This window comes from Alteromonas sp. KS69 (assembly GCF_003989595.1).
Taxonomy (GTDB): Bacteria; Pseudomonadota; Gammaproteobacteria; order Enterobacterales; family Alteromonadaceae; genus Alteromonas; species Alteromonas naphthalenivorans.
This window is the reverse complement of sequence record NZ_PYHU01000004.1, coordinates 174,028-198,811: the sequence shown is the minus strand read 5'-3', so window position 1 is coordinate 198,811 and position 24,784 is coordinate 174,028. Positions and strand designations below refer to the sequence as shown.

Genomic DNA, 24,784 nt, shown 5'->3' with positions numbered 1-24,784 from the left:
ATATCGAATATGAATCGTCGTTGTGTGACACTCTTAATGAGTGCCCACACAGATTGTCTTGTTATAAATTGTTAAAGAACATAGTGCAGAATCTCGACGCTTTTTGTCGTGACTTCTGCGCAAGGAGGACCAACATTACTCTCAGTTGATTCATTTTCCTTGCTAGCGGACAACCTTGGTTGTCGCAATTCACTAGAAGCCATTGCTTCTTCGTGACTCACCCTGTTCGAGTGAGGTGCGCATTATACGCTTGAAGCTTTCAGTGTCAACACTTTTTGAAAATTTATTTTCTGAAGCGTTTTCTTTAAAACCCCGTCATACTTGGCCTTAAAGGTAAGTAGTGACTTGCTTTGTCAGTGTAAGTTATTTCACTTTCCTGTCGAAGCGGATGCGCATTCTAGAGATTTCTGAGCCTGCGTCAACCCTTGTTTTAAGAAAAGTGTAATAAACTGAACCATTCGGTTAATTTTCACTCAGATGAGATAATAAGTAGACAATATGGACTAATTACTAATAGGATGGGACTATAATTCCTATAAAGTAGTAGTCCGTTAGTGGTAATAGACTACGCAATAAATATAAGGTGGATATATGTTTCGTATTACTTCATTGCTTTCATCGGCAGTGCTGGTACTTGCAGTAAGTACACCAGCGATAGGTATGAGCGCAAAGGATGGAACTGTTTCACCGGAAGAAGCTACCTCTAATCAATCAAATCATTTTCAAACCTCGTTCTTAAAACGCCAGGTTGATCAAAACATGTCTGTTGGGCGTGCTATTAGTTCTATAGCAAGTCATTATCCTCAAGATGTAGTTTCTATTGTTGATATCGCATTAGATACATATCCTGATCAGTATCGTGAAATTATCTTTGCTGCTATATCGTCTCAGCCTTCTTCTACTGAAGAAATAGTACAGTTGGCTATAGAGAAAGAAGTAAGTTCATGCCCTAACATCGTTCAGTTGGCGATAATGGCAGAACCTACTTATGTCGACTTCGTTGTTCATGCTGCTGCTGTTGCAACGCCTGAAGAACTGAGCGAGATTGTTCGCGTTGCCGTGCTAACGCAACCTGATGCAGCAGACAGTATTGTTCAGACTTTGTCTCAAGAACACCCAAACAAAATTGTCGATATCATGACGAGCGCACTTAATGCAGTGCCTTTTGTTGGTGAATATGTAGTAGATGCACTGTTAGCTGTATTTCCGAACGATGCAAAAACCGTAGTAGAAACGGCCGTTAGAGAGTCGTCTCAGCAACGTGAGCAAGTTATTCGTATATTAGCCACTGCCCAACATGCGGGTGTTCAAGACGATAAGCTAAAAGAATATGCTTTGGCTGCCGGGTTATCTGAAGAAGACTTTGATTCAGCTATCAATAACTAATTCAGCAAAACTAAACAATCTTTCAATCTTACGTAAATAATACGTAAAGATAAGACCCTTCGTCACTTTTGTAAGTCAGAGTAGGTAATTCCATATTTACTCTGACTAACGATAAGCCATGACGCAAAACAATGACGACTTCTCCCCATCTAAACAACCCATCGTTTGTTTAACCAGCCTATCTCATTCTGGGTCTACGGTATTCTCAATGGCATTAGCGTGTCATGAGAACCTCATATCGCTTGGAGAAATATATCAAGTTTTACGGATGGGCCCGACCTATTGGCTAAACAAGCAAGCACATCTTTGCAGTTGCGGCGCCCCCGCTGATAAGTGCGAATTTTGGCAACCTGTATTATCACAAATGCGAAGCCTAGATATCTTAAACCCCGCAAAGCCAAATTATTATCCAGATGCTTACGCTACTTTGCTCTCTCAATTTTCTACATTATATGGTAACGACTATCAACCCATAGATACCTCTAAGGGTGTAAAACATCTAACGTTGCTGGCAGGTTCTAAGACTATTGATGTTAGAGCGCTATTTTTGATCAGAGATGTTCGCTCTTACGCAAGCTCGCAGGCAAGATTAGCCCGGTCGCAGCCTCGCAAAGGATTAAAGAAGGTAAAGGGCCACTATTGGTATCAGATGATGCGATGGCTAAGTGACAATAAGAAAAGAGAATCTCTCTTAAACGAACTCGCTTTGCCCTTCGAAGTGGTAGGTTACGAACCGTTTTGTTTCAACCCCAGTGAAACGCTAGACAACGTTTACGACTTTTTAGCGTTGCCAAAAACACCACATAACGAAAGCCTAGGAAAATCGACACATCATGTGTTGTTCGGCAATCCCATGCGAAATTGTGTAACACGTAAAGCGGAAATACGATATGACGACCGGTGGTTTAGTGAAACCAACTACATGTTAGCAGCCGCACTTATACCTACCTTAATGCAATATAACCAAGCGCGAGTATATGCCTCAGGTCAATAAGCGCCCTCGTCTAGTTGCAAGCCATCTTTAAAGGTAAAATAGAACATTAAGATTAAACAGGTTTTGGCCACCTACTGAACTAGTGATTAACCGTGTGCAATGCAGCAACGACACGATAAAGCATAAGCTCAGCATTCAACAAATCGACATTGGTTTCTATCGCTTTCATTTGCGCCTTTATCTCATTGGATGCCCTAGCGTTTAGCGTAAACATATCACTGTCGCCCGCGTCGAAACGTTGAAGCTCCATACTTGATAGTACCTTGGCGAGTTCTGCATTTTGTTGCTGTAAACTAGCGATCTCTTTTGCTTGCACCCAATACTCATAAGCTTTTTCGAATGCTTGCTCGATGGATTGCTTGCTAGATACATACTTGTGTTCGAGCTCTCGTCCCTTCGACACAAGTTTAACTTGCTCAGCTTTTGCCTTTCTATTACCTAGCGGATAGGAAAACGCCAAGGCCACTTTGCTCTCTGTACCGTCAAGTGAATTAGGTCCGCTCCCGATATCTCGTGCCAAAGACGCCTTCAGGTCAAGTTTCGGCAGCAACGCATTTTTAGCCAAGACTTGCTTGTTCTGAACCACCGTTTTACTCATGCGCAATAACGCTAACTGAGGATGTTGAGTAATTTGTTTGCGTAGCTGACTTATTTGCGAAGTACTTACGCTAAAAGGCCAATGAATATCTTCCGATAATTTAGTTTCTGTTATCGGAATCATTTCACCTTGAGTATCGCGCCAATAGTAAGACAACGTTCGGGCATGTGCGTTGCGTTTTTGCTTCAACTTAGCCACTAATAAACGCTGTTCTAAAATATTCGCTTTAAACTCGGTAAGCGTGGCCCGTGCTAGATCGCCTTTTTCAACCCGAGTAGATAGTGCACGTTCACGTTCAGCAGCGCGGCTCAATAATGATTCCACCGATATCACCTGCAACGCGCTCTCATACCATAACAAATACTCGGTTAACCCTTTGTGTAAAAAGCTATTCAGCAAGTCTTGCGCTTCAGACTGCCATTGCTGTGCAGCTAACCTTGCATTTCTTACCCCTACTCTTCGTTTATCGACTTCTCGGTTCTTTAATAACGAAAGTGAAATTCCTACGCTGGCCTCCCCGCCAGAGAGGGTTTCATATTCTTGTTCGTAAACAGGAAAGTCACCATCAGACACACGGTACTCTGTATAAACTGAAGCGTTCAACGACTGAAGCGGCTTTATCGCGCGTTGCTGTAGTGCCAAACCATCGTAATAACCACTTACTCTGCTAGATGTTTGTTGCTCGATAAAAGGGTCGAACTCGCTAAGCGCAATATCGATATCTGCACCGCTTTGAATTTCACCTTCAGCAATGGCCTGAGTATAAGGATGGTGATACTGCATTGACTCGATAAGCTCAGTTACCGTTGGCAGAGCTGCGGCGACTGCGCAGCTCATCACAGAAACGGTCAATGCAAAGGCAAACGTAACAACATGTAGTTTTCTCATGCTATCCCTTACCAACTCGACGTTTTAGTTTGAGATGATTCGGGATCAGCGGTTTGCTGGGGAGGAAAGTTATTCAGTTGTCGCCACAGTTCATAGCCCAACTTCACTTCCTCTAACAATACCCACGCTTTAACGCGGCTTCCTAACCGCGTAGCGCTTTCTTTAGGCCATGGTACGTCATCTGCATCAGGCATTATCCACACCTGAAACGTACCAGCGGTACTTGCCACCGGCTCAACGTAAACCACCTCGCCACCGAATGTGCCTATAGAACTACCCGGCCACCCGCTAAATTGAAACACTGGCCAGCCTTCAAACTGTAAACGCGCCTTGGCGCCCTTTTTAACTAGTGGCGCATCTAGCCCTGTTACCGTTATACGTATACTACGTTTGGCGTTCAAAGGGATAAACTGCCCTAACACCGCCCCTGCTTTTACAAATGTTGAGACTCCACCAGAGTAAAGCCTAATAATAGTGCCATCTACTGGCGCCACTTTTGTTTGAATAGACTGACGCGATAAACTCATGCTTACATCATTGATGGCAGATAGAGAGCTTGCCGCCTTAGCTTTTAACTCCTGCACCTTTATTTGCGCTGCTTCTACATCTTTGCGAGACACTAGCCCCTGCTCTTGTAACCCCATTTGACGTGCTAAATTATTTTCAGCGTTAGCTACTGCTGTTTCATTAGCTTGATGCCCAGCTTTTGCCGCCGCTAGTTGAGATTGCAATTTCTCTAATCGGCCAGCGTCGGTATCAATTAATGTGACGATAGGGTCGCCCGCCTTTACTTGCATACCTTCTCGCACATGCCATTGCTTTATTTGCCCATCAACTAAAGCACTAATCGCTTGCGTTCTATCGACGGGATCTAAAGAGTCGACCATTCCTGTGCCGTAGGCCGTTTGCATCCATGGTGTAAACCACAGAATAAGCGAAGCACACACCACCATCGCTAACACCAATCCACACACCACTTTATGAAGCTTCGGAACATGTAGTGAAGATAAAGAACTGACATTATCTAAAAATCGCTTTTCTGCACTATTCATCATTTGCTCCTTCCTGCGACACGTTTTGGCTAAGAACGCTTTCTTTTGCAGGTTCAGCTGCCACTACCTCGGCACTGTCTTTTAGATAAATAACACCGTCCAAACAATGAGCTTCAGGTGTGTTGGTAAAATAAAGTACCGTACAACTAAGTTCAGACAAACGGTTTAACAATCGTAGGCGCAGTGCTAGCGGAATAGCGTCGAAATGTTGATTAATGATAAGCACTTTGGGCTCTTCAATAATAACTGCGGCCAGCTTTAACACTAGGAATTCTAGCGGCTGCAATGGCGCCCCTAATACCGACACTTTAGAATCAACCCCGTTAGGCAGCGCATCAATAACGGTATCTAATTCAACAGCCGCCAAAGCAGCTCTAATTTCAGCAAAGCTCGCTCTTGGGTTTGCCAATCGTAAATACTCTTCGATGGAACATTCAACGATAAGAGAGCGGTCTAGCGTATTAATTGCTTGGCGTAATTCATAGGTATCGAAATCATACAAGCTTAAGTCACCAAGCAGTAGCTCACCTTTTTGCGGCTTTTCATAGCGCTTCATTAGCCCAATAAGTTGCTTTTGAACCCAACTCTTATTCGTAGTAATGAAGTACTTACCACCCGCTTCAATTTGCAAATCTATTAAACAGGTATCGCTACCATGGGTGAGGTGTAACTTATTAAAAATTAACTGCGAAGAGTTTGGCACCCGATCTGCTTTTTCATTAACGACTTCTTGCGGAATAACCAGGGCAGAACCTATCTTTTCAGCGGCGCCATACAATTCATAGTAAAGCTTTAAATATTGCGTAAAACGCGACAGCCCAAAGAATACCGCAGACATTATTAATTCTGCAGCCACCAACTGACCGATAGATAGCTGGCCTTGTACCACCAGCACACCGCCAATACCTAACAACGCCGCACTGGCAAATGCATAGAGCAACAAAAACATTGCCACTTGGGCAAACGTATAGTGAAAGTGGCTTTTGTGTTTGGTGATGTAATTATTAATAAAGTTATCGGTACTTCTACCCGCATATTCAACATGGTCAGCCGATTTAAAAAATTCATGGGCCGCAGCAATGTCGTTTAGCCATTTGGCCGAATCGTACTTTGCATGAGACAGCTCGATAGCAGAGCGTTTGGCCCCCGTACCCCATATTTTCCATATGGCATACATCACTAATATAAGCACTAAGTTAAACGCAAATAACATGGGGTGATAAAATGATACTAGCGTAAAGCCCACCAGCATTTGCAATACCAACGCGAACCCATCCACCATAAGTGAAGGCACATTCTTCTGAAAGGTCATAATGTCGAAGTAACGCTGAGTAATATTGGTATTTTGTCTGCCTTCAAAAAAACGATGCTCCGCCATAATGGTTTTTAAACTGATCATAGCGGTAAGGCGTGCATAAACTTTGCGTTCGTAATATTCCATAATGCGCATTCGAAGCGCACTAAAAATACCCGATACGAAGAGTGTTAGAAACAGCACAATAGCAAGTATGACAACCGAGCGAACAGAGCCAATATTAGCAATACTATTAATCAATGTTTGTACCGCAATAGGCACAGCTAATGTCATTAAACTAATAGCAACACCATAAGCTATGGCAACCCAGAAAAAACCTGACTCTGGCTTCAAAATAGCAAACAAGGTTTTCCTCGTTGCGTGTAAATTAATGACTTTTCCCATAATTCCTTCAATAGCGCCGAGTGATACTTCGCATTTTATCTAGTGTAATTCAAATAAAAGAATACTAAACCTGTTATATTCTTATTAGTTCATCGTAAAAACCTTACTTATGCATCACCTCAACTATCATCATCTCTACTACTTCTATTTAGTGGCTCGCGAAGGCAGCATTGCGCAAGCCGCTAAATTACTTCACGTTACTCCTCAAACCGTTAGTGGGCAACTAAGTACTTTTGAAAATCAAATTGGTTACCCGCTTTTCGATAGGGTTAATAAACGCCTATATTTGAATGATAAAGGAAAAGTAAGCTTTCAATATGCCAGTGAGATCTTTCATAAAGGCCATCAGCTAGCAGAAATACTAAACGCCGGTGATGAAGTAAATACTAAAGAATTTGTGATTGGTATTACTAATGGTATACCTAAAGTGCTTTTTTATGACTTCGTCCATGACACTATGCGCAATTTTGCTAACGTTAAATATGTTATTAAAGAAGATAGCTTCGATGGATTACTTAAAGAACTCGCAATTAATGCAATTGATTTCATTGTGGCCGATAGGGGGATTGCTCCGGGCTCACAGGTGAATGCTAACAGTCACTTTCTTGGAGAAAGCGCGCTAAGCTTTTTTGCCAAAGCGCCCCTTTCCAACAGTCAGACATTCCCTGATTGTTTAAATCATATGCCATTACTGATTCAGGGTAATACATCCGGTATTCACCACGCGTTAATGAGTTGGCTAGAAACAGAGCAACTCTACCCAAAGATAGTAGCAGAGTTTGATGATACCGCACTGCTAAAGCTATTTGGTAGCGAGGACTTCGGCGTGTTTTGTGCGCCGTCGGCCATATCAAATCATGTGGAAGCACAATATGGTGTGTATTGTATTGGGCAGGCTCACTCGCTGAATGAAAGGTACTATGCGATTACGGGGAAAAGTCGAGTAGATTTTACTATTACTGAATCTATTATTAATGCGGCACGAATTATCTTAGGTTACTCACAAAAGCTTATAGATGCTTAGTTGGAATGAACTTTGCGATTTTCAATACAAAAGAAAGCCGAGCATGTGCTCGGCTTGAGTCATAGTTCCGATAACAACAATACGTTATTGATCAAGCTCTAGTGATGAAACTGAGCTGTTGTTTTGTGAGTCTAGGCTATTAAGACCATTAATTTCCGTATTTCCCCAAATCTCTGGGTAAGCTTCCTCTAGGTTTAGTGGCATATAGAAGTTAAGTCTTGGAACTGTACCAATTGGTTCGTCGCTGTACCCGTCGCTATAGTTGATAGTACCTACTTGATATTCAATGGTAGCCATTAACCCTGAATCTGTTACACCAAGTAGTTCCCACTTAAAACGACGCTGAAAGACAAAAGCACTGTTCTCTCTAAGACCATCTAGCGTTAAAAGGTCCCCCTCTTGCTGCCACTGAAAGTTATAGAGCGCACTGTCATCCACAAAACGAGAAACAGGTAAATCTGGCTCAGAATAATCTATCTCGGCAAAAACCCTACCGGCAGTACCATCACTATCAAAGTAGTAACTCCACAAATCTTCCGCTAGTGGTAAATCATTAACAAAAAGCGAAGCGCTCAAGGTAGAAGCCCAAACCATTGGTGGCGTAGACGTTACATCAAAACTCTCAGGTAAACTGAAGTCGATACTATGCATATCAGCCGCATACTTTATTACGTTTCCGGCCTCTTCATATTCATACACAGCAATAAAGTAGTCATTCTGCTTTTTGAACGGTGTTATGGTAAATGATTTACCATTTACAGATAAGCTAATTGTACCGCTGTCGAAAGACCAACTGCCCTGAGTACCAAACAAACGAGAATTGACTGTGTTGTCATCGTTAAAAGTAAGGTAATCGCTTACCATACCTTCTAGAGTAATCGGGTTACCTTCAGGGTCGTTTAAGCTGTACTCAAACTCACTGTTGTAAGCGACTACCCAAGGCGATGCCAACACATCTTCACGAGAAAGCGAAATGGCTTCAGAAGTATCACTGTAAATGGAGGTATAAGTTTGAGGATACTCTGTGACAAACTTAGGTGCTCCATAACTCTCATCAACCGCTGGCGTTATCGTTAGCTCTATAACTTGTGATACGTAGGCAATCGCATTGCCACCATTTTCGTACACTAATTCGAAACTCTCAGAAACTGGGCTTTTTTCTATTCTCCATTGTGCAGAGTAACCTTCTTCATCTGCTGCAAGAATTTGCAATACTGTTTCTTCATCGAAGTATTCAAGGTAGTTCGATGGGCTTGGCGGAAATTCAAGGCTTGGTGTTGCATCGGTGTTCACCACTACAAGTACCCCATCATCTACCGACCAACTAACACTATCTGAAAAAATGTTGTAGTAGTTTTCGGCTGACGATTTGCTTCCTGTTCCATCGTCATTGAATGTATAAACCGCCGAACCTTTAGTCGCTAGGTACGCTCCTGCGTTATAGGTTGCAAAGGTTTTGCCTGCTATCGATGATTCACTGTAGCTTTGTTGAAGCGTGTCATCTTCTAATGTTTCAACACGGGCTGTGTTAATTGCATCGGCGTACGCATCGGCATAAGTACCGTCTTCGTTTATCAGCCCTAAATCATTTAAATAGGCACGAATGGTAGTGAGAATGTTTTCTTCACTGTCGGCAAAGAATGAAACCGTATCCGTACCATCAGGTAACGAAAAATCTTCATTGTCAGCAAGTACCTTTATAAAGCTTGCAAGGCCTAACACTTTCTCAAAATCGGCTTCAGCGACGTATACGTCAAAGCTTGCTTCCCCGCCATCGTTTACATACTCAGTGTACATAATAGAAAGCGCGGTGCTTACATGGGTAATTTTACTTTCTAAGAGCAGTGCATCTGAAAGCTCGTTAGTATCGTTCTCACTTGCAAGCGCTCTTAAATCTAAGAAATTACCCACCCGCGACACCAAACTTACGTGGCTTTGATCACCCACCCCGTTAGCGTTAAGCACTAAGTAACCAGGGTTTTCATTTGCAAGAATTGGAAGTGAATATCTGCCATTGCTATCAATAGTTGCAGTCGCTAGAACGTCACCATTATTGTTAGTAGCAGTAACCTCTCCATTATTTAAAGGCGCATCGGTCGCAATACCAGTGATTGTGACAGACTGCTGGTTAGTGATCGTAACCGTTGAATTTGATGACAATTCACCATCGGTAACTTCATACGAAAAGCTCACATCGCCCATTGCTTGCGCTGAAGGCGTATAAACCAATGTATTGTTTGTAATAGTGACTTCGCCGATATCAGGCGTGCCGACTGCAGAAATAGTAAGCGCATCACCATTTGGATCGCTGTCATTCGCTAACACGTCAACAGTAACTGCTGAATCGTTCAACGTGGATGCAGCATCAGCAGTTAGAAGGGGAGCTTGGTTTTTTTCGTCTGAACCACCGCCGCAGGCAGAAAGAAAAGTTGCACTAACAACAAGCGCAATAATGCTATGTTTCATTACTCAACGTCCTTATCAATTTTTATAGTTTTTATAACAATACCATTTAATTTCCAACGCATAATAGCTTATGAAAATTCGAAATGCATTACTAAGTAAATGGAATGTAAATGAATGGCACTGATAGAGATATAGGTAAGAAGCGTAAGGTACTGTTTAAATTGGAAATAAAAAACCAGCTTAACAGCTGGTTTTTTTCATGTTCGAAAGCTAATTAGTGTTAGTCAGCGCCGAATAAATCGCGGCTGTATACTTTATCTAATACGTCTTCAATGTCTTCTGTTACGCGGTTAGCAACAATTACGGGGCAAGGTCGTGTAGGTTTTACTAGTATTGAATCTGCTATTCAGGCCGCGAAGCATATACTTGATAAGGCTAAGTAGACTGAAAATGATGGCATCCTAAAGCTAAAGTCTGCGATGTAAGTTACTCTACCATTTCAATCTTCTAACAACTTAGTATACTTGTGAAAAATACTCAAAACCAAGGAAAGCTCAATGAAGCCAGTTATTCTCGCTGGAGGCACTGGAAGCCGGTTATGGCCTAAGTCTCGCGCAGCACTCCCTAAGCAATTTCTATCACTTACCTCTGATAAGACAATGATTCAGGAAACCGTTACACGGCTAAACGGCTTAAGTCATGACGCTCCTATTATTATTTGCAACGAAGCTCACCGCTTTCTTGTCGCAGAACAAATGCGCCAGATAGATATTGAAGACAGCGATATTATCTTAGAGCCAGTGGGACGAAACACTGCTCCCGCTATTGCGCTTGCTGCACTTAACGCTACGGAAAATGGTGAGGACCCTGTACTGTTGGTACTTGCTGCCGATCACCTCATAAAAGATTCAAAAACCTTTCAGGCCAAAATTAAAGATGCTGAAAAACTCGCTTTAGAAGGCAAGCTTGTTACTTTCGGTATAGTACCTACCGAAGCACATACTGGATACGGATACATCAAATCTGGTGACAGTGTTAACTTGGGATTTAAAGTTCGCCAGTTTGTGGAAAAGCCAGATTTACCTACCGCAAAGCAATATATTGATTCTGGGGAATATTTCTGGAATAGCGGTATGTTTATGTTTAAAGCAAGTACATACCTTACAGAGCTTAAAAAGTACAACCCCGAAATTTTAGCTATATGTAAGAAAGCCACATCAGAGACTCAACGCGATTTAGACTTCATTAGAATTCAAGAAGATATTTTTAAAACATGCCCTGACGACTCAATCGATTACGCTGTAATGGAAAAAACCGAGAGTGCAGTAATGGTTACATTAGACGCCGGTTGGTCTGATGTAGGAAGTTGGTCATCTTTATGGGAAACAGGTGAGAAAGATGAAAGCGGCAACGTTGTGGTTGGCGATACCTTATTGGAAAACACCAAAAACAGCTATGTAAACTCAGAGCACAGATTTGTTTCCGTTATTGGATTGGAAAATGTTGTGGTGGTAGAAACAAAAGATGCCGTGATGGTAGCGAATAAGAACGACTCACAACACATTAAAAACGTAGTTAATCATCTTAAGTCAAATAAACGCCCTGAGTTTGAATTTCACCGAGAAGTATTCAGGCCTTGGGGAAGTTACGACTCAATAGACAATGGTGGCCGCTTTAAAGTTAAACGTATTACGGTAAAACCAGGTGAAAAGCTTTCGGTTCAAATGCATCATCACAGAGCTGAGCATTGGGTTGTAGTGTCTGGCACGGCCAATGTCACGGTAGATGATAATGTGAATTTATTAACTGAAAACCAATCAGTCTACATTCCAATCGGCGCAGTGCATTCGTTGGAAAATCCTGGCAAGATCCCCCTTGAACTTATCGAAGTTCAATCAGGCGCATATTTAGATGAAGACGATATTGTTCGCTTTTCGGATAGATATGGCCGAAGCCCAAAATAAGCAAAGAGTCATTCAACTGACTTGAGTTAAAAATAAAAAACCAGCTACATAGCTGGTTTTTTTTCGTGTTCGAAAGCTAGTTACTGTTAATCAGCACCGAATAAATCACGGCTGTACACTTTATCTAATACGTCTTCAATGTCTTCTGTTACGCGGTTAGCAACAATTACATCAGAAATAGATTTAAACTCTTCTAGATCTTTAATTACGCGAGAGTGAAAGAAATCGTCTTCGGCAATTACTGGCTCGTAAACCACTACCTCAATACCCTTCGCCTTAATACGCTTCATGATGCCTTGAATGGCACTTGCTCTGAAGTTATCAGACCCAGACTTCATGATTAAACGGAAGATACCCACCACTTTAGGCTGTCGACTCACGATAGAATCGGCGATAAAGTCTTTACGGGTGCGGTTGGCATCAACAATAGCCTGAATCATGTTGTTAGGCACTTCACTGTAGTTTGCCAACAACTGCTTAGTGTCTTTAGGTAAGCAGTAACCACCATAACCAAAGCTTGGGTTGTTGTAGTGATCGCCAATACGTGGATCTAATCCAACACCTTCTATGATTTGTTTCGTGTTAAGACCACTACGCTCTGCATAGCTATCTAGTTCGTTGAAGTAAGCAACACGCATAGCTAAGTAAGTGTTAGCGAAAAGCTTGATAGCTTCAGCTTCGGTACTGTGAGTGAAAAGTACATTAATGTCTTCTTTAATAGCACCTTGCTCTAGCAATGCTGCGAATTTCTTTGCGCGTTCGCTTTGCTCACCCACAATGATACGGCTTGGGTACAAGTTATCGTAAAGGGCTTTACCTTCACGTAAGAACTCTGGTGAGAAGATAATATTTTCAGTGCCATGGCGCTCTTTTGCTTCAACAGTAAAACCTACTGGAACGGTAGACTTAACCACCATTACCGCATTAGGGTTTACTCGCATAACCTCTTTAATTACCGCATCTACTGAACTGGTATTAAAGTAATTGGTTTGTGCATCGTAGTCTGTAGGCGTTGCGATAATGACAAACTCGGCATCTTTATAAGCAAGTTCAGTATCTAACGTTGCTTTAAGGTTAAGCTGCTTGTTATTTAGATAGTCTGTAATTTCTTTATCTTCAATAGGAGACTTTTTGTCGTTCAGAAGATCCACTTTCGCTGGTACTACATCAACCGCAATAACTTCGTTGTGCTGTGCCAATAAAACTGCGTTCGATAAACCTACATAGCCTGTGCCTGCAACGGCTATTTTCATGCTTTGTGGTGTGCTTTCCATAATTTCGTTTTCTCCGTAACTAGAAGCAATGACTATAAATTATCAATATGAAGCTAATAAAACACTCTGCTCTTCTTTTGTCTTAAGCGCAAAGTTTTCGCGTTTCAGCGTTAAATTAGGGTTATATGCAGGGTCATGTTTAATAACATGAGACCACTTTGTTTGTAGATATTCAAGCTCGCGATTAAACCGAGCCGCCTTTTCAGGCGAAATATCTAAACCGCGACTGACCGACTCATGATGATATAGCTCAGCCTCGGCACAATACAAGTTTCTAACCCCCAACTCTCTTACCCGTAAACAGAAGTCGACATCGTTAAAGGCCACCGCGAGATTTTCTTCGTCTAGGCCACCCACTGCACCAAAATGGCTACGCTTTACTAACAGACATGCCGCAGTAACCGCACTGTAATTTTGTGTTGCAGCAAGTCGTTTCAAATACCCAGGATGATAGCGTGGGAAATATTTATGAGCGTGACCTGCTCCACCGCCGTAGCCGAGAACTACGCCAGCATGCTGTATACGGCCATCTGAATAAAGTAATTTAGCCCCTACGCAACCTATATCTTCACGCATCACATGGCCAGCCATATAAGTTAGCCAGTCAGGGCTAATAACTTCAATATCATTATTTATTAACCCTACTACTTCTCCTTTAGCATGTTTTACGCCAAAGTTGTTTATCGCTGAGTAATTAAAAGGTCCAGGGTAGTTTAAAACGCGAACTTCTGGGAGTTCTGCTAATGTTTCAAAATAACGAATGCTCGCGTCTTCATCGGAACCATTATCAATGAGAAGAATTTCATAATTTTTGTAGATGGTTTTTTCACGGATGGAATCTATACACGCCTTTACTAACTCTTTGCCATTTTTAGTGGGGATTATTAAAGATACCAATGGCTCGTTAAGTGTTTTCCACAGCACGCAGTTAACTTTTTGATGTTTTGAAAAGCTCGACACCGCACTACCCTGTGAATTCAAATCATCAGAGATTGAAAGCAATTCGTTTTGCTCACGTTTGACCGAATTTTCTGAATGCACCAAGGTATATGGAATATGCGAGATAGTAACCGTTGATTGCTTTTGCCAAGCAGTGGTAACTAATTGAGCAATAGTACTAACATTGTTCACGGCTAATACATCTGATATCTCTGGCGAAATCAGCACGCCCGTATTTATATAAGCAGTCGAGAGTTGCAGATCTGGATTCCAATCAGGTAGAAACTTAGGGCTTGTTAATACCCCTTTCTGATTCTTTTCATCGGTATCGCAATAAGCAATATCGGTTTGTTTTGCCACTGCAATAAATTCATTTAGTGCAAACTTCGAAAGCGTGTCGCCGGATTTTATGAATAGAGTAGAATGAGATGAATCGCATGCCCCGAGGGCTTCAGATAGAGACGCTACGCTTTCAACATCTTCGTATTGCGAAGCCGTCACTTTACCAACTACGAACACTTTCTTAATTTGACTTAAATAGCGTTGCAAATCTTTTTGTGTGGTGGCTAGAAAGTCAGTTCCTACTACTACCACATTAATTTTTTCTTTATTACTTTCAGAAAGGTTCTCGTATTTATCGCTTAAAGCCCTATCCTGAAGCTTTAAGTAATGCTTATACATTGCCATGCGCTTCTTTTTACTAGGGAAACCATAGAAGAGTCCTGAGCGCTGTAGAGAACGGCTATATAACTCAGTGAGTTGAGCATTTTGTTTAAGCTTTTGTTTCACTGACAAAGGCAAAAGCCCTACCGCACCTTTCACGGTAAGCATTGCAAACTTCTTCATACTGCGTAGGTACCCCGGATAAACAGAAAAAGGCCGCTAATAAAGCGGCCTTCAAGTTTAACATGATTTAAAAACTAAAAAACTAACTGCCAGCACCTAAGCGTTCGCCTTGATAGCTACCATCTAGTACCGCTTTCCACCAACCTTCGTTGTTTAAGTACCATTCAACGGTTTTGCGAATACCGCTCTCGAAGGTCTCTTGGGGTGACCACCCTAACTCGCGTTCAATTTTAGATGCATCAATCGCGTATCGCATATCGTGACCAGGGCGGTCTGCAACATAAGTGATTTGCTCTGAATACTTACTGTCTTTAGGTTGAACATCATCCAAAATGTCGCAAATTGTATTCACTACTTCAATATTTTGCTTTTCGTTATGGCCGCCTATGTTATAGGTTTCGCCAATTTTTCCTTCAAGAGCCACTAGCACCAATGCACGGGCATGGTCTTCCACATACAACCAATCTCGAATTTGATTGCCTTTACCGTATACAGGCAATGGCTTGCCTGCTAAGGCATTTAGAATAACTAACGGAATTAGCTTTTCAGGAAAGTGATACGGGCCATAATTATTCGAACAGTTGGTTACCAATGTAGGTAGCTTGTAAGTGCGTAGCCATGAACGAACTAACTGATCGGAAGACGCTTTACTTGCAGAATAAGGCGAACTTGGTGCATATGGCGTAGTTTCAGTGAATAACGGCAGTTCAGCGCCCTCTTCAACTTCATCTGGATGTGGAAGGTCACCATATACTTCATCAGTTGAAATATGATGGAATTTAAAGCCTTCTTTTTTCACATCATCAAGCGTTGACCAATATGCACGTGATTGCTCAAGCAAGGTATAAGTGCCTACTACATTGGTTTGAATAAACTCACCTGGGCCGTCAATTGAACGATCTACATGAGATTCTGCCGCTAAGTGCATAATGATATCGGGTTGATGGGTATTAAGAACGGCTTTGACGCCGTCGGCATCACAAATATCGACTTGTTCAAACGCATAGCGCTCGCTATCTGATACAGACAAAAGCGACTCTAAATTACCCGCGTAAGTAAGCTTATCTAAGTTTACGACTTTATGTTCTGTATCATTAATAAGATGGCGAACTACTGCCGAGCCAATAAACCCCGCACCACCTGTTACTAAAATTGTTTTCATACGTGTGTTACTCAATAATTATGCTTTTAACTCATCCATCATGGCAGACAATTGAGTACGCCAATGTGTAAGATTAAGTGATGAAAAAGTATCTCGTGTGCTGGTTTTATCTAGCACGCTATAATGCGGTCGTGAAGCCGGTGTGGGGTACTGAGAAGAAGGAATGGGCAATACCGGGATAGCCGAAGACAACAAACCTTTTTCAATGCCAAGCTCTTGAATGGCTAGCGCGAAATCGTACCAACTAGCTACGCCTTCATCAGTCCAGTGATATACACCTTGGGTTTTATTTTGCGCTGCACTTACGCACACTTCTGCCAACCCTTTTGCCCATGTAGGCGTGCCGATTTGGTCATCAATAACCGACAATTGAGGCTTATCTGCCATTAAACGCAGCATGGTTTTCACAAAGTTATTGCCATGTGATGAATACACCCACGCAGTACGAATTAAGCAACTTGAGTTAGGAAGTAATTCCAGCAAGGCTTTTTCGCCATCAGCTTTAGTTTTACCGTAAACCCCTTGAGGCTCAATAGTGTCATCAGTGAGGTAAGGCGAACCTTTGTGGCCGTTAAATACGTAATCTGTAGATACATGTACTAAAAATGCACCTGACTGCTTACAGTACTTTGCTAAATTTTCAACGGCAGTAGCGTTGATCGCGTGGCATAAATCGAAATCTTCTTCTGCTTTATCTACCGCAGTATAAGCCGCTGCGTTAATAATGACGCTTGGCGCTAGTTTGCTTAGCGTTTCAGATAATACCGATTCGTTGGTAATGTCAGTATCTTCAGGGCCTAAACATATAGTGTTTTCACCTAGAATACGAACCAATTCAAACGACAACTGGCCAGCATTGCCAATAACTACAATACTCATGTTTAATCCTTAAAACGTAGGGGCATCAACGAAAGCGACGCCATTTTCATCTTTTCCAGATAAAGACGGCTTTTCACCGTTAACTAAAGGCCAATCGATGTTTAAAGTTGGGTCGTTAAACTTAACCGACACTTCTGACTCAGGGTGATAGTAGTCAGTACACTTATATACGAACTCAGCAGACTCACTGGTTACATAAAAACCGTGAGCAAAACCTGCAGGTACCCATAGTTGACGTTTATTTTCAGCCGACAGTAAAACGCCGACCCACTTTCCATACGTAGGTGAATCTTTACGCATATCAACAGCAACATCATATACTTCGCCGCTGACTACGCGAACCAATTTACCTTGGGTCTGCTCCAACTGATAATGCAGCCCACGAAGGATTCCTTGGCTGGATTTTGAATGGTTGTCTTGCACAAATTCAACGTCTGCACATTCTTTTTTAAACCAGTCGGTGCGAAAGGTTTCAAGGAAGAAGCCGCGTTCGTCGCCAAATACTTTTGGCTCAATGATTTTAACGTCTGGGATGTCTGTTGCTATTGCTTGCATGTTTTACTTAATTCCGTTGGTAATACTGTGTACTTGAAAAGTACAAGGCACTTAGTAGCCTTACTTAACGCGGTCGTTGATTACTTTTAGTAGGTAATCGCCATAGCCACTCTTTTTAAGTGGCGCCGCTAATTGCTCTAACTGTGCTGCATCGATGTAACCCATTCGATAAGCCACCTCTTCAGGGCAACACACCTTTAAACCTTGGCGCTTTTCAATAGCAGCTACGAAGTTTGCTGCATCTAACAGAGAATCAAGCGTTCCTGTATCAAGCCAAGCAGAACCACGCCCCATTAATTCAACTTTTAAGCTGCCATCTTGCAGATAAAGATTATTAAGGTCGGTAATTTCAAGCTCACCACGGTGTGATGGCTTCACTTCTTTAGCAAAATCAACCACACGATTATCGTAATAATATAACCCAGTAACAGCGTAGTTAGACTTTGGCGCTTCGGGCTTTTCTTCAATTGAAAGCGCGTTCCAGTTGTCATCAAAATCGACCACGCCATAGCGCTCGGGGTCGTTTACATGATAACCAAACACGGTAGCACCATGCTCTTGTTTAAAAGCATTTTGAAGTGAAAGCTTCAGGTCGTGACCATAATAAATATTGTCACCTAGTACTAATGTACAGCTTTCCCCTGCAAGAAACTCCTCGCCAATTAGAAAAGCTTGGGCTAAGCCATCTGGGGAAGGTTGAACGGCGTATTGAACATTAATACCTAATGCGCTGCCATCACCTATAAGTTCAATAAAACGCTGCTGTTCTTGAGGAGTAGTGATGATAAGAATATCTTTTATACCCGACATCATGAGTGTAGTAAGCGGGTAAAAAATCATAGGTTTGTCGTAAACCGGCATTAACTGCTTACTGACTACTTTTGTTAGCGGGTGTAGGCGTGTGCCTGAGCCGCCCGCCAGAATAATTCCTTTTCTCATTATATGCTCTTCTAATAAAACTAAGTTTAGAATTGATATGATAGCGAATAGTTAGCCTAAGTAACAGAGCCCATACAAAATCATAAACGCCAAAACTACTTTGGTTACTGGTTGTAGCGTTGATTGAGTAAGACTGTATTTTTCGTTTGTTATTTTTGCCCTGGCAAGGAGCAAAAAAAAACCTGAATAAATTCAGGTTTTTTTTGATACTTAGTGGTTAGTCGTTCATATACCTAGTTTGGGGCGTACCATCCAAGGCGTGCCCATATAACAACACATCTCGATGCCCGTCACCGTCTTTGTCATCTCCAACTGCAATCAAGGGTTTGGAAACCCAGTCTTTGCCAATAACAAACACTCCATAATCGTTATTAAGTGTATCCCTGACATTGAGCTCCCACACGCCAGTCGTTCGAAGACCATATAGCGCTATTTCAGCTTGACCATCGCCATTCAAGTCGCCCAATACATGGTAGGTTACTTGAGTCCATTTATTGGCCCAGCCAATGTTTGCATAAATAACATCTCGGTTTGCACCATTTTTAACAATGAATTGGTTCCGGTCCTGACTACCTCGATAACCAGATGCTGCAACTTCATCAATACCGTCGCCAGTTACATCAGGGATGATATGAAAATCGGCTGAATTTAGGTCTTCTGGCCATGCAAATATTCCCAACGAGCCGGAAATATCTGTTCCACTTTTAGTTAATAACTGCGGGCGGTTGTCGTCAGTTCGAATACCAAACATGCCCCAATCGTTTTCTCCATCACCATTTATATCCGACAACTCATGCCAACTGTTTTCTACCCAGTAATCTGGATAGTTGTAAGCTGGTAGCTTACCCTCGCTATCAGTTCCGTCAGTAATTTTAATCTGATATTTATCGTTTCGTAATAACTTTCCGAACAAACCAATTTCACGAATGCCATCACCGTTAAAATCACTTAGTTGAACATAGCCTGGCTTATCAAATAAACTTGGGTAGCTATAGGTCAATTCAGAATTACCATTAACCCCATTTTTGACCATAAGTTGCGGTCTAGCATCTTCAATGATAAAACGCCCCTCTAAAGCCACATCTTGTATACCGTCGCCTGTCACATCTTCTAATACGACAATTCCAGCTTCAAGCCAATTTGCAGGCCAGTTATATGTGGCAATCCGCGCTCCTGTAAGAGCATCACGTACATAAAGTTGAGGTTTGATAACGTCGGTATCGTTTTCAGATGTTAGATACATACCAAATACACCAATATTAACGAATCCATTCTCGTCAATATCATCCAGTACATACAACTGAATATCTTGGTACGCTGTAGGCCACTTTATACGCTTGATTAATGAAAGGTCTTCAATATTAACAATATCGATAGTGACAATACCTGCATGAATGGCAACTTCAGAAGCTAGTTCACTAGATTCCACGTACACCATAGCAACATCATCAATTCCATCGCTATTTACATCTCCAATGTTATCCAACACTTTCAATAAGCCATCTTGCGCAGAGTTAAATACCGTTGGCCGGTTATCTAATCTATCTATGATACCGTCGCCATCAGTATCATTACTATTAGGATCTAGACCTAATGCTATTTCCACACTATCGAATAGATTGTCAGTATCAGTGTCCTTAGGGTCACTATTATCTGGCGCAAGGCCATTCAAATATTCTTCAAGATTCGTATAGCCGTCACCATCTAAATCGTCGTCTGCATCAGTTGCATCCAACCAATTAGCAAAACCTGAATACTGAAGTTCCCAGTAATCTGGTATTCCGTCACCATCACTATCGTGCTCCGAGTCCACATCGAAATTACCACCGGCGCCCAACGTAGAGGTCATAACAATATCTGAACTGGGTGTAGAGCTATGCGTCACTCTTACAATAGAAGAAAGCAACTGGCCACTTTCAGGGGCCTGACTGCTTGAACGAAGGTAAGTATTTGCGTTGAATGATATGCTTTCTCCATCATCCATATTACCTAAACTAAAGTTCATCCAATCATATTCGTAACAATAACTTCCATTTGAACAACTACCGGTAGGGTGCTCACTAGCTGGCATGTAGGTTTTTCTTGCAGCCTTAACACTTAAGCTTACATCTGCAACTTGCACTTCACTGCCATTCACTACATCGAGGTTCAATATATATTTACTGTCTTCCACCATGGGAACGGTGTAACTATTATTAATTGACAGAGCAACCCCTGCACTTTCCTGCACAATAACAACATCTGACGCTATGCTGATAGCACCCAAGTTGGATGAATTAAGCAATTTACTTTCCACATGTAAGAGCTCTCCATTAGTTGCACTTGCTGAAATTGCTAGCGTAAGTGACTCTTTCCTCCATGTGCCTATTGGTATATCACCCAGAGGCCAGTACACTTTATCATCAATAACTTCGTACAACCCTGAAGCGCTGACAAATGCCATATTTTCTGGTATTTGAGTAATTACCATTCCGTTTTCTACCACATCCTCAGACGGGTTGCCGATGGCCACCGAAAATGTGACATTGTCTCCTGGATCTTTTATTGCTCCGTCACTTTCAATGTTGACTAGGGGCTTAAGGCCGTCATATTCGCTTCCACGTAAAATGGTTGGGTTAGCACTTAATGTATAACTAGCACTTTGGTCTGAAACCATTACATGTGAAATCCAAGGACTCCCCTCTACCGCATTCGATGCGTAAATAGGTAAGTAAATAGTGCGAGATTCACCCGGTTGAAGTTCATCAAAGGAATAGGTTAACCAGTCTCTAACATAATAATAGGATGAAGATATGGCTGGAGCACCATTGTTTGGTCTTACGCGGCTGCCATAACCAGGAGACAAAACAACTTGAACGTTGGTCTTAGACGTTTCGCCATTATTTGAAATAATGTATCGATAATGTGCATCGTCTTCATTGCCTTCTTCCCAACTTGTACCTGAAGTGGCTACCGCAAGCTGTAAACCGATGTTATTCTGTAGAACTACCGCTTCACTTGCGCGTGAAATGCTTGCCCCTCCTGTATTCAATGTAGCTTTAACAAGAACGACATCGCCTTCCGATAATTCGTCATCTGTAATTGCAGTGAAAAAGCGCTTTCCATTATTAAGTGAGTTAACGGTTCCTATATCCCAGTAAACTTTACCTGATGAGAAATACCCATTATCGCTAATGTCTGTAACCGAGAGTTCATCCGGGATATCTACAATTAATTCAACATTTTGTGTTGCAGAAGAAGCTAAATTAGCGAAAGTAGCTTCATACTCAACCTTTTCACCAACCGAAACAGTTTGCTTATCGGCGGATATTGAGGTTAATAAGCTAGCACTACTGTCATAAGTAACCGTAGGTCTCATTGCTTGAATGTAGCTGCTACTGCCGTCGGTCAATACAGCCTGTGAATCTAAAATCATGCCATCTGTAACTTGTCCCGTTGTTAAAAAGGGAATAATTACTGTTTTTGATTGCCCAGGATCTATTTGGCCTAAATCATAGCTAAACCAGTCGGCCATATATTTGTTGCCGTAAAATGAAGGGAGGCTTTCATAAGAGCCCAAGTAGGACCACCCCGCCATACTAATAAATAGTTTCACGTCTGTTCTAGACAATAGCCCATTGTTTGTGACGTTATAGCGGTAAAAAGACTGCTGATTAGGTGTACTCACATCACCAGTCACACTAACGTATAATTCAAGATCTCTATTATTATTAATTGAGTTTATTACCGTACTGTGAGCGACAGCCTCACCGCCCACCTTAGTTGTTAAATGCGCTTTTCGAGTAGTGCCATCTACTAGTCCAATTGGAACATGCATTTTCACGGAGCGCTTTGTGCTTGTTCCTGAATTTACAGTATTAAGACTCCAAGAAATGGTATTCCCTTCATAAACTCCACCATCACTTATATCTGAAACCGTGAAGTTTTGAGGTACATCTAGTTCTACTGTTACATTTTGTGTAGCTGTAGACGATGGATTACCTACAGAAACTTCATACTCAAAGACATCACCAGCGCCTACAACCTCTTTACTCGCAACCAATGTGGCGATAAGCGTATCTTCGATTTTATTTATGATGGTAGGTTTTGTTCCCTGCACGAAGAATGACGTGGCATCAGAAAGAAAAGCTGTGGTTTCCCAAATTTGACCATCGATAGCGTTACTTCTTTGAATAGGTAAGGTAACGGCTTTCGTCTCTCCAGCATTAATCTGCCCTAAACTGTAACTAAACCAATTTCCATAGTATCGGTTTCCGTAGTTACTAGGTAAGTCGTCGTAACTCGTTACAATCGAATTTTTTGCCAGCTTTAAATATAAAGTGACATCGGTTTTAGCTAGTTCGCTATTGTTAGAAATTATGTACCGAACCCATGTAGCTTGATTGTCGCTATTAACGTCTGTACTTAACGCAATGTCTAAACCAAGGGATTGATCATCGTTGATGAATACTATCTCGCTTCCATCACTTAATATTTCATTGCCTAGTTGCGCTGTAATATTTGCTTTTAATTGCGTTCCGTTTTCAAGCCCCTCATCACTAACTACATTGATGCTTCTCTTGTTATTTACACCAGAGTTTAGGGTACTGTAAGTCCAGGTGACGGTATTACCAACGATGGTGGCGTCGCCTTCAGCCGATACTACTGTTACATTCTCTGGCAACTCTGCAATTATATCTATATTTTGAAATGCAGTTGTTCGTAAATTTCCTAAGGAAACGTCATATCTAAACTCTTCATCTGCAGCAACTGATTGCTTACTTGAAGATATTGTTAGTGCCAAGGAGTCGGTTGTATCGTATCTAACTGTAGGTTTAATTGCTTGCCAAGAATCTAACTCATCAATTGTTAGAATAGCTTGAGAAATGAAAGGCTTACCATCTGTTTCATTATATGGCCTAACCGGAACGTAGATAACCTCTGATTCGCCGGGTGCTAATGCATCCACCGTAAAATAAAACCAATTGCTATTATACTTATTGCCGTAAAATGTAGGCATAGATTCATAGGATGCTAAGTAGCTGCCGGTGCCCATTAATACCGAGAGTGTCATAGCTGATTGTGTTGTTGTACCATTATTAGATATTACATATCGATAGTCAGTGCTGGTAGCATCGGTTTGCAACCCACCGGATACGGCAACGGAAAGCTCTACTCCACTATCATCACCTATAACTACATTTTCTGACGTAGTTTGTTGCACTGCGCTCGAACTCGTCTGTGCCCAAGATACTTCAGTGGTATAAATTGACCCCGCAGAACCTGCAGGTAACTGAACAGAAAAGTATCTTCTTTCACTTTCGCCTATGTTTAGCACACTAGAACTGTCCCAAACGACTTTACCATTAGACAACACGCCGTTACCCGATGCGGAAACGAAAGTCGCACCACTAGGAATGTCAGCTGAAATATATTGTCCTACAAACCCTGAAGTTCCTACATTTCCAAACGTTATTTCGTAGTCAACAACATCATTTGCCTTAACTACTTTTTTACTAGCGGAAACCGACATATGTATAGTTTGTGCAGCCACAGCTAGCGTTGATATCTCATCTATTATTGCGTTGGCAGTTCCTGAATGAGTAACTGAAGCAATGAAACTTAGAGAATTCCCTGTTTGATCTGCTAAATTACTTGAATAAAAAGGGATAACTAATTCAACACTTTTTCCGGCAGCTAATGAGTCAAATATCCAGTAAGTTGAGCTACCAGAAGAGCATGTATTACACCCTGAGGCTTGAATGGACGCTTCCGCTCTGGAAAATCGCCAGCCAGAAGGAATACTCAAGTCTAAACGTACATTTGTTCGAGTTACATTATCGGTATTAGAAATTAAGACCTTGTAAACCAACCTACCGTTGCTGTCTTTTTGGTAATTCTCCAAGCTGCTTTTCACTTCAATTGCAGATACTGACATAGAAATAATTAGTGCAGTTAGAAACGCTATACTCCTCAGTAATAACATTACATAACCGCTTGCTTGGATTCGAGACTGCTCTATCCACAAACATCCTGAAATACGCATAATGAACTCCGTCTAAAAAATACGTCTGTTTTTATTTGGATGGGAGGCTTTTGAACAACTTATTTTCATATTATCGAATAGAACAGGTAGTCGGTAATCAACGCGAAAAAAGCGACAGACACAATAGTTTCCCTACTAAAACTAAAATCTATTA

The 24,784-nt window shown here is 41.7% G+C and carries 15 protein-coding genes; 4 read left to right on the top strand and 11 right to left on the bottom strand.

Features of this window, described 5'->3' with window-relative positions; translation table 11 throughout:
* The first annotated feature begins 660 nt into the window (after positions 1 to 660).
* Both C7Y69_RS03355 and C7Y69_RS03350 read left to right on the top strand, forming a co-directional pair.
* Positions 661 to 1,386, top strand: coding sequence for a hypothetical protein (locus C7Y69_RS03355; protein ID WP_409513413.1), 726 nt, complete (start codon positions 661 to 663; stop codon positions 1,384 to 1,386).
* A 118-nt stretch (positions 1,387 to 1,504) separates the two neighbouring features.
* Positions 1,505 to 2,380 carry a hypothetical protein gene (locus tag C7Y69_RS03350; RefSeq protein WP_126871800.1) on the top strand — a complete coding sequence of 292 codons (876 nt, stop codon included), beginning with the start codon at positions 1,505 to 1,507 and terminating at the stop codon, positions 2,378 to 2,380.
* 79 nt (positions 2,381 to 2,459) lie between these two features.
* On the opposite strand, the gene C7Y69_RS03345 is transcribed toward C7Y69_RS03350, so the two are convergent.
* The 3 genes from C7Y69_RS03345 to C7Y69_RS03335 are packed head-to-tail and all read right to left on the bottom strand — an operon-like array spanning position 2,460 to position 6,617.
* Complete coding sequence (locus C7Y69_RS03345) at positions 2,460 to 3,866, bottom strand: TolC family protein (protein WP_126871799.1); 1,407 nt, start codon at positions 3,864 to 3,866, stop codon at positions 2,460 to 2,462.
* An 8-nt stretch (positions 3,867 to 3,874) separates the two neighbouring features.
* Positions 3,875 to 4,918, bottom strand: coding sequence for an efflux RND transporter periplasmic adaptor subunit (locus tag C7Y69_RS03340; RefSeq protein WP_041452620.1), 1,044 nt, complete (start codon positions 4,916 to 4,918; stop codon positions 3,875 to 3,877).
* Entirely contained in the window at positions 4,911 to 6,617 is a 1,707-nt protein-coding gene (locus C7Y69_RS03335; protein ID WP_126871798.1) for an ABC transporter transmembrane domain-containing protein, read from the bottom strand. Before C7Y69_RS03335 ends, C7Y69_RS03340 begins: the two co-directional genes overlap by 8 nt.
* Positions 6,618 to 6,726: 109 nt before the next feature.
* Between C7Y69_RS03335 and C7Y69_RS03330 the strand changes: the two genes are divergently transcribed.
* Entirely contained in the window at positions 6,727 to 7,641 is a 915-nt protein-coding gene (locus C7Y69_RS03330; RefSeq protein WP_126871797.1) for a LysR family transcriptional regulator, read from the top strand.
* Between the two features lie 84 nt (positions 7,642 to 7,725).
* On the opposite strand, the gene C7Y69_RS03325 is transcribed toward C7Y69_RS03330, so the two are convergent.
* The gene (locus C7Y69_RS03325; protein WP_126871796.1) at positions 7,726 to 10,107 is read right to left on the bottom strand and encodes an Ig-like domain-containing protein; all 2,382 of its coding nucleotides are present in this window, start codon (positions 10,105 to 10,107) and stop codon (positions 7,726 to 7,728) included.
* 497 nt (positions 10,108 to 10,604) lie between these two features.
* Here C7Y69_RS03325 and C7Y69_RS03320 point away from each other — a divergent pair, with 497 nt between their 5' ends.
* Positions 10,605 to 12,011: a mannose-1-phosphate guanylyltransferase/mannose-6-phosphate isomerase gene (locus tag C7Y69_RS03320; protein WP_126871795.1), complete on the top strand. Its 1,407-nt coding sequence runs from the start codon at positions 10,605 to 10,607 to the stop codon at positions 12,009 to 12,011.
* 86 nt (positions 12,012 to 12,097) lie between these two features.
* On the opposite strand, the gene C7Y69_RS03315 is transcribed toward C7Y69_RS03320, so the two are convergent.
* From C7Y69_RS03315 to C7Y69_RS03285, 7 genes are all read right to left on the bottom strand, one after another.
* The gene (locus C7Y69_RS03315) at positions 12,098 to 13,285 is read right to left on the bottom strand and encodes a nucleotide sugar dehydrogenase (RefSeq protein WP_083820169.1); all 1,188 of its coding nucleotides are present in this window, start codon (positions 13,283 to 13,285) and stop codon (positions 12,098 to 12,100) included.
* A 42-nt stretch (positions 13,286 to 13,327) separates the two neighbouring features.
* Positions 13,328 to 15,070, bottom strand: coding sequence for a glycosyltransferase family 2 protein (locus C7Y69_RS03310; RefSeq protein WP_041452622.1), 1,743 nt, complete (start codon positions 15,068 to 15,070; stop codon positions 13,328 to 13,330).
* Positions 15,071 to 15,152: 82 nt separating this feature from the next.
* Positions 15,153 to 16,232, bottom strand: coding sequence for a dTDP-glucose 4,6-dehydratase (gene rfbB, locus C7Y69_RS03305; RefSeq protein WP_126871794.1), 1,080 nt, complete (start codon positions 16,230 to 16,232; stop codon positions 15,153 to 15,155).
* Between the two features lie 18 nt (positions 16,233 to 16,250).
* On the bottom strand, positions 16,251 to 17,111 hold the full coding sequence (rfbD, locus tag C7Y69_RS03300; RefSeq protein ID WP_013786181.1) for a dTDP-4-dehydrorhamnose reductase: 861 nt from the start codon (positions 17,109 to 17,111) through the stop codon (positions 16,251 to 16,253).
* A gap of 9 nt (positions 17,112 to 17,120) precedes the next feature.
* The gene (rfbC, locus tag C7Y69_RS03295; RefSeq protein ID WP_013786182.1) at positions 17,121 to 17,666 is read right to left on the bottom strand and encodes a dTDP-4-dehydrorhamnose 3,5-epimerase; all 546 of its coding nucleotides are present in this window, start codon (positions 17,664 to 17,666) and stop codon (positions 17,121 to 17,123) included.
* A 60-nt stretch (positions 17,667 to 17,726) separates the two neighbouring features.
* Positions 17,727 to 18,605 carry a glucose-1-phosphate thymidylyltransferase RfbA gene (rfbA, locus tag C7Y69_RS03290; protein ID WP_013786183.1) on the bottom strand — a complete coding sequence of 293 codons (879 nt, stop codon included), beginning with the start codon at positions 18,603 to 18,605 and terminating at the stop codon, positions 17,727 to 17,729.
* 217 nt (positions 18,606 to 18,822) lie between these two features.
* Positions 18,823 to 24,630: a DUF11 domain-containing protein gene (locus C7Y69_RS03285; RefSeq protein ID WP_126871793.1), complete on the bottom strand. Its 5,808-nt coding sequence runs from the start codon at positions 24,628 to 24,630 to the stop codon at positions 18,823 to 18,825.
* Positions 24,631 to 24,784 lie beyond the last annotated feature (154 nt).